We start from the raw sequence: 5932 nt of genomic DNA on the forward strand, positions 1-5932 counted from the left end.
GTGGCGCCGGTACGGCTCAGCTGCCGTCGCGGTCCGCGGCCGGTCCGCGGCCGGCGCCGGTGAAGGTGTCGCGCAGCTTGCCGCCGACGCTGGCGGCGCCGTCGGCCACGTCCCGCAGCAGGCCCATCAGCGGGTCCTTGCTCTCCTTCACCGAGGTCGTGTAGTGCTCGGCGGCCGCCTTCCACTGCTCGCCGACCGAGGCGTCCCGGTCGTCCGAGCGGCGCGGGTAGGCGCCGGCCAGGATCGAGCGGTACTCGTCGCTCTCCGCCCACTTCTTCAGCTGGGCGACCCGGACCACCGCGAACGGGTGGGTCTGCGGCAGCAGCTGGAGCAGCTTGAGCACGCCGTCGCGCAGGTCGCCGGCCTTCTCGTACTCCTCCGCCTGCTCGAGGAAGGCGTCGACGTTCATCTCGCCGAGGTCGTGCCCGCCGGCCAGCTTCATCAGGGCCCGCATGGACGCCTGGAGGTCCTGCCCGGCCAGCAGCCCGGCCCGGTCGCTGGACAGCTCGGCCTTGCGGAACCACTCCTTGAGCGCGGTGACCAGGGCCATGATCGCCAGGTTGCCGAGCGGCACCCAGGCGATCCGGGTGGCGATGTTGGTGAGGATCATCAGCATCGTCCGGTAGACGGCGTGCCCGGACATCGCGTGGCCGACCTCGTGGCCGATGACGGAGCGCAGCTCCTCCTCGTCCAGCAGCTCGACCAGGCCGCTGGTGATCACGATGATCGGCGTGTCGATGCCGATGGTGTACGCGTTGGCCGTCGGGTCCTGGGTCACGTACAGGTCCGGCACCTGGTCCAGGTCGAGCGCGTAGGCCGCGTCGCGCACCATGTCGTACAGCTCGGGGAACTGGCGCTCGGAGGTCTTCACCGCCGTGGCCAGGAACATCAGCCGGATCGCGCGCTCGGAGACCAGCCCGGCGAGCTTCTTCAGGACGTCGTCGAAGCCCGAGAGCCTGCGCAGGGCGACCAGGGCCGAACGGTCGGCGGGGTGCTCCCAGGCCCGGGTGGAGATCTCCGGGAAGCGCTGACGGCGCCGGCTCGGGGTCTTCTCGAACGTGTCGGTCATGGTCTGAGTACCTCCTGGTCGAACGGCGGTCCCGGCCCGGTGCCGGCCCCCCGCTGCTCTTCGCCTGAAACGACTGTCTGTGCAACGTCCGCGGTTGCGTACTCGTCCCCGGGGCAGCGTACGCGGCGGGCGGAGCGGGCAGCAGGGGGCGGTGGGCGGACCGGGCGGCAGGGGTCGGTGAGTCGCGCCGGTGTGAGGCGGGTTTACCCTGAATGACCTGGAACCGAGACCGGACCCGGCCGCGGTAGCGAGCAGTTCGAGGAGCCCTCAGATGTCCACCGACGCGCTGGTCAGCCTGGCCGCCCCCATCTCCGGCGAGTCCGGCCCGGGCCTGTTCCTGCGGATCATCATGATCGCGTCCTTCGTCGGGGTCGGCCTGCTGGTCTGGGCCATGGCCCGCGCCTTCCGCAGCGGCCGGTAGCCGGCCCCGCCGGCTCCCGCGGGCTCACGCCCGGTCAGTGGCGGTGGGCCGCCGAGCGGTTGCCGGGCGGCCCACCGTACGATGACGGGTGGGCCCTCACCGGCCCGGAACCACCCCCAGGTCCGTTCACCGAGCCGAGAAGGTCCCGCCGACCATGAGCACTGCTGCTGCCGCACTCCCCGTTATGAACCTGCTCGCCGAGGGCGAGGGGGGCAACCACGACAGCCTGAACCCGGCCCTGACGGGTGGCGCCGCGCTGTTCATCCTGCTGCTCCTGCTCTTCATCACCACCCGCTTCAACCGGGACCGCTGAGCCGCGTCCACGGACCGCTCGGGGAGCGTCCGGCCACCGGGCCGGCCGCTCCCTCACGCATCTGCGGGCAACCCCCACCCGGCCGTTCCCGCACCGTAACGGGCGTCGCGTAAGGTGTGGCGGCATGGGAGAGCAGGCCGGGACCCCCGGCGGACCGGAACCGGTGAAGAAGCGCCTCGGCGTGATGGGCGGGACGTTCGACCCGATCCACCACGGCCACCTGGTCGCCGCCAGTGAGGTGGCGAGCGCGTTCCACCTGGACGAGGTGATCTTCGTCCCGACCGGGCAGCCCTGGCAGAAGAGCGACCGGCAGGTCAGCCCGGCCGAGGACCGCTACCTGATGACGGTCATCGCCACCGCCGAGAACCCGCAGTTCTCGGTCAGCCGGATCGACATCGACCGCGAGGGCCCGACGTACACCGTCGACACCCTGCGCGACCTCCACGCCCTGCACCCGGACGCCGACCTCTTCTTCATCACCGGCGCCGACGCGCTCGCCCAGATCCTGTCCTGGCGCGACTCCGACGAGCTCTTCTCGCTGGCCCACTTCATCGGATGCACTCGCCCGGGGCACACTCTGTCGGACGCCGGACTTCCGGTGGGCGGGGTCTCCCTGGTGGAGGTCCCGGCGCTGGCCATCTCCTCCACGGACTGCCGCAACCGGGTCGCCAAGGGCGAGCCCGTCTGGTACCTCGTCCCGGACGGCGTGGTCCGCTACATCGACAAGCGGGCGCTGTACGCGCCGCACGGGACCTGAGCCGGGAGCGCCAGTGAGTGAGCGCAGCGAGGTGGGTGCATGAGCGAGCGCAACGGGCAGCAGCCGGAGGAGTGGTCCACCGGGCAGCACCAGCAGCCCTACCACGGGTATCCGCAGCAGCAGGGGTACGAGCAGCAGCCGGCGCAGTACGAGCAGTACGACCAGTACGGGCAGCCGGTGTACGGGCAGGGGTCCTACGCCGGCCACCAGGGGTACCAGCAGGAGCAGGGGTACCAGGAGCAGCCGTACCAGCAGCCCTACCAGGGGTATCCGCAGCAGCAGGGGTACGAGCAGCAGCCGGCGCAGTACGAGCAGTACGACCAGTACGGGCAGCCGGTGTACACCCAGGACCCGTACGGCGGTTACCAGCAGCAGGGGTACCACCAGGGCTACCAGCAGCCGTACCGCGACGCCGCGCCGCCGGCCGCCGAGCCGCAGCCGCAGCCGCAGCCCGGGGCCGCCGCCCCCGCTCCCGCCGCCCCGGGGGAACCCGCCGCCCCCGCGCCCGCCGCGGTGCCGCCGCCACGGCCGCGTCCGCGCCGGCCGGCCGCCGAGGCACCCCCGGCCAAGCCCGAGCCGCCCTCCGAGCAGGTCTCCGGAGCACGGTCCGGCAAGGCCGGCTCCCGGGCGCCCAAGGACAGCTACGCCACGGGCGAGTTCACCTTCGTCGACGAGGAGGCGGAGGAGTCCGAGGACGTCATCGACTGGCTGAAGTTCGCCGAGTCGCGCAGCGAGGTGCGCGCCGAGCGCCGCCGCAAGCTGCGCAACCGGCTGATCGGGCTCGGCGTGGCGGTGGCGCTCGCGGCGGGCGGCGTCGGCGGCTACCTGTGGTTCACCGGCGACAAGCCGACCGCCGCCGCGGCGGCCGGCGGGCGCCAGGTCAACGTCGTCCACCTGCGCGACCTGCAGGGCAAGGTGTCCACCGCGCTGCTGGTCAACGACGCCTCCGGACACAAGGGCACGGTGCTGCTGCTGCCCGACAACCTGCGGCTGCCCGGTCCGGGCGATCCGCCGGTCACCACCGTCGGCCAGGCCATGGACGCGGTCGGCGCCTCGGCGACCCGCGACGGCCTGTCCACCGTGCTGGGCGCCCCGGTGGCGGGCACCTGGCGGCTGGACACCCCGTACCTGGAGATGCTGGTCTCCCAGCTCGGCGGAGTCCGGGTGGACACCAACGCGGAGACCCACGAGGGCGGCAAGCCGGACGGCAAGCTGCTGTCCGCCGCGGGCAAGAACACCCTGCTCAGCGGCAAGGCGGCGGTCGCCTACGCCACCCTGCAGGGGCCCGGAGAGAACCGGGACGCCCAGCTGGCCCGCTTCGGGCAGGTGCTGGACGCGGTGGTGCGCACCATGCCGACCGAGTTCAAGGACGCCAAGGACGACGTGCACCGGATGAACGCGGTGCTCGACCCGTCCCTGCCCGAGGACGCCCTCGCCGGCGTGCTCGCCCAGCTCGCCCAGCAGGCGAAGGACGGACACCTCGGAACCACCGCGCTGACCGTCAAGCCGGACGGCAGCCTGGACGAGGCGACCGCCGGCAAGCAGGTCAAGGACGTGCTCGGCGGCACCGTGAAGTCCGCGGCGGCCGGCGACGCGGCGGCCCGGGTCTCCCTGCAGGACGCCACCGGCAACGACGCGGCCGCGGCCGCGGCACAGGTCCAGATCGTCAACTCGGGCCTGACCTTCATCCCGGGCGGGGCCAAGACCGCCGCCCAGGCCACCAGTGAGATCCGCTACACCGACGACGCGCGGCAGGCCGCGGCGAAGTCGCTGGCGACCAGCCTGGGGCTGCCGGACTCGGCGGTGAAGAAGGTGGGCGACGCCCAGAACGCGGACCTGGTGGTCGTGCTCGGCAAGGACTACCAGCCGCCCAAGCAGTAGAGCGGCGGCCGCCCGGGCCTGGGCCGAGGCCGCCCGATGCCGGGGCCCGGAAGACGGTCCCGGGTCCGCCCGGTGCCGGGGGCCGAGCCCGCCGGTGCCGGGGGCGGACCCCGCCCGGTGCCGGTGGCCGACCCCGCCCGGTCCCGGCGGCCGACCGCACCTGCTCCCGGCGGCCCGGGAAAACGGTTCCGGGCCCGCCGGGGCGGCGTGAGATCCTGGAAGGCGACCCCCGGCCGTGTGCCGGGGCCGCCCCAAGCCGCCGAGCCGGAAGAACACCGTGACCGTCACCGACCACAGCCAGCAGCTCATCACCGTCGCCGCCCAGGCGGCGGCCGACAAGCTCGCGCACAACATCATCGCCTTCGACGTCAGCGAGGTGCTGTCGATCACCGACGCCTTCCTGATCGCCTCCGCGAACAACGACCGCCAGGTCCGCTCGATCGCCGAGGAGATCGAGGACCAGCTGCGCGAGCAGCTGGACATCAAGCCGGTGCGCCGCGAGGGCGAGCGCGAGGGCCGCTGGATCCTCCTCGACTACCTGGACATCGTGGTGCACGTCCAGCACTCCGAGGAGCGCTCCTTCTACTCGCTGGACCGGCTCTGGAAGGACTGCCCCGAGCTGCCGCTGCCCGAGGACGCCGTGGCCTCGCGCAACCGTCCCGACGCCATCACCGACGAGGCCGGCAACGCCGTCGCCCCGGCCGACGACTTCGGCAAGCCCGAGGACCTGCACTGAGCCGCGGGGCGCGGGGCCCGCGCATCGTCTTCTGGCGGCACGGCCAGACCTCCTGGAACCTCGAATCCCGCTTCCAGGGCACCACGGACATCGAGCTGACCGGCCAGGGCGTGCTGCAGGCGCAGCGCGCGGCCCGGCTGCTCTCCGGCCTGCGCCCTGACCTGCTGATCTCCTCGGACCTCAAGCGCGCCCGGCGCACCGCCGAGGAGCTGGCCAAGGTCACCGGGCTCGACGTGCAGCACCACGAGGGCCTGCGGGAGACCTACGCCGGCTCCTGGCAGGGCCTGACCAACGCCGAGATCCGCGAGCGCTACCCGGAGGAGTACGCGGCCTGGGCGGCCGGGGAGCCGGTGCGGCGCGGGGGCGGCGGGGAGCTGTCCACCGAGGTCGCCGACCGCTCGGTGCCGGTCGTGCTGGAGGCGGCCGCCAAGCTGCCGGAGAACGGCACGCTGGTCGTGGTCAGTCACGGCGGCACCATCCGCACCATGCTCGGGCGGCTGCTCGGCCTGGAGCCCCCGCTCTGGGAGTGCTTCGGCGGGCTGTCCAACTGCTGCTGGTCGGTGCTCGGCCAGGGGGCGCGCGGCTGGCGGCTGCTGGAGCACAACGCGGGCACGCTCCCGCAGCCGGTCATCGGCGACGACACCTGACGGCTCCGGCCCGGCGCGACACCCGACGGCTCCGGCCCGGGGCGGCACCGGCCGGCGCCGGTCCCCGCGGCTTCTCCGAGGGCCTTCCCGGGAGACTTCTCGGAAGCC

Annotated in this window: 7 protein-coding genes; 6 read left to right on the plus strand and 1 reads right to left on the minus strand. The window is 73.3% G+C overall.

Annotated features, from left to right (window positions below):
- Nucleotides 1–16: 16 nt before the first annotated feature.
- Nucleotides 17–1069 (minus strand): M48 family metallopeptidase, encoded by a 1053-nt coding sequence (locus ABT247_RS31075; RefSeq protein WP_350749300.1) that lies wholly within the window; start codon nt 1067–1069, stop codon nt 17–19.
- Nucleotides 1070–1340: 271 nt separating this feature from the next.
- On the opposite strand from ABT247_RS31075, the gene ABT247_RS31080 reads away from it, so the two are divergent.
- The 6 genes from ABT247_RS31080 to ABT247_RS31105 all read left to right on the plus strand — a co-directional run bounded on the left by ABT247_RS31080 (nt 1341) and on the right by ABT247_RS31105 (nt 5824).
- A complete protein-coding gene (locus tag ABT247_RS31080; protein WP_350749303.1) occupies nt 1341–1490 on the plus strand; it encodes a hypothetical protein in 150 nt (49 codons plus the stop codon).
- A 154-nt stretch (nt 1491–1644) separates the two neighbouring features.
- The gene (locus ABT247_RS31085) at nt 1645–1803 is read left to right on the plus strand and encodes a hypothetical protein (RefSeq protein WP_350749306.1); all 159 of its coding nucleotides are present in this window, start codon (nt 1645–1647) and stop codon (nt 1801–1803) included.
- A gap of 124 nt (nt 1804–1927) precedes the next feature.
- The gene (nadD, locus tag ABT247_RS31090) at nt 1928–2560 is read left to right on the plus strand and encodes a nicotinate-nucleotide adenylyltransferase (protein WP_350749308.1); all 633 of its coding nucleotides are present in this window, start codon (nt 1928–1930) and stop codon (nt 2558–2560) included.
- A 39-nt stretch (nt 2561–2599) separates the two neighbouring features.
- Complete coding sequence (locus ABT247_RS31095) at nt 2600–4441, plus strand: LytR C-terminal domain-containing protein (RefSeq protein ID WP_350749311.1); 1842 nt, start codon at nt 2600–2602, stop codon at nt 4439–4441.
- Between the two features lie 277 nt (nt 4442–4718).
- Entirely contained in the window at nt 4719–5177 is a 459-nt protein-coding gene (gene rsfS / locus ABT247_RS31100; RefSeq protein WP_350749314.1) for a ribosome silencing factor, read from the plus strand.
- The gene (locus ABT247_RS31105; protein ID WP_350749316.1) at nt 5174–5824 is read left to right on the plus strand and encodes a histidine phosphatase family protein; all 651 of its coding nucleotides are present in this window, start codon (nt 5174–5176) and stop codon (nt 5822–5824) included. The genes rsfS and ABT247_RS31105 overlap by 4 nt, the downstream gene beginning before the upstream one ends.
- Nucleotides 5825–5932: the final 108 nt, after the last annotated feature.

The sequence above is a fragment of the Kitasatospora sp. NPDC001539 genome, from assembly GCF_040298565.1.
Lineage (GTDB): Bacteria > Actinomycetota > Actinomycetes > Streptomycetales > Streptomycetaceae > Kitasatospora.

What these genes read in the sequence shown, in the direction of transcription:
- ABT247_RS31075 (WP_350749300.1), bottom strand. Translation starts at nt 1,069, where the DNA reads ATGACCGACACGTTCGAGAAGACCCCGAGCCGGCGCCGTCAGCGCTTC.
- ABT247_RS31080 (WP_350749303.1), top strand. Translation starts at nt 1,341, where the DNA reads ATGTCCACCGACGCGCTGGTCAGCCTGGCCGCCCCCATCTCCGGCGAG.
- ABT247_RS31085 (WP_350749306.1), top strand. Translation starts at nt 1,645, where the DNA reads ATGAGCACTGCTGCTGCCGCACTCCCCGTTATGAACCTGCTCGCCGAG.
- nadD (WP_350749308.1), top strand. Translation starts at nt 1,928, where the DNA reads ATGGGAGAGCAGGCCGGGACCCCCGGCGGACCGGAACCGGTGAAGAAG.
- ABT247_RS31095 (WP_350749311.1), top strand. Translation starts at nt 2,600, where the DNA reads ATGAGCGAGCGCAACGGGCAGCAGCCGGAGGAGTGGTCCACCGGGCAG.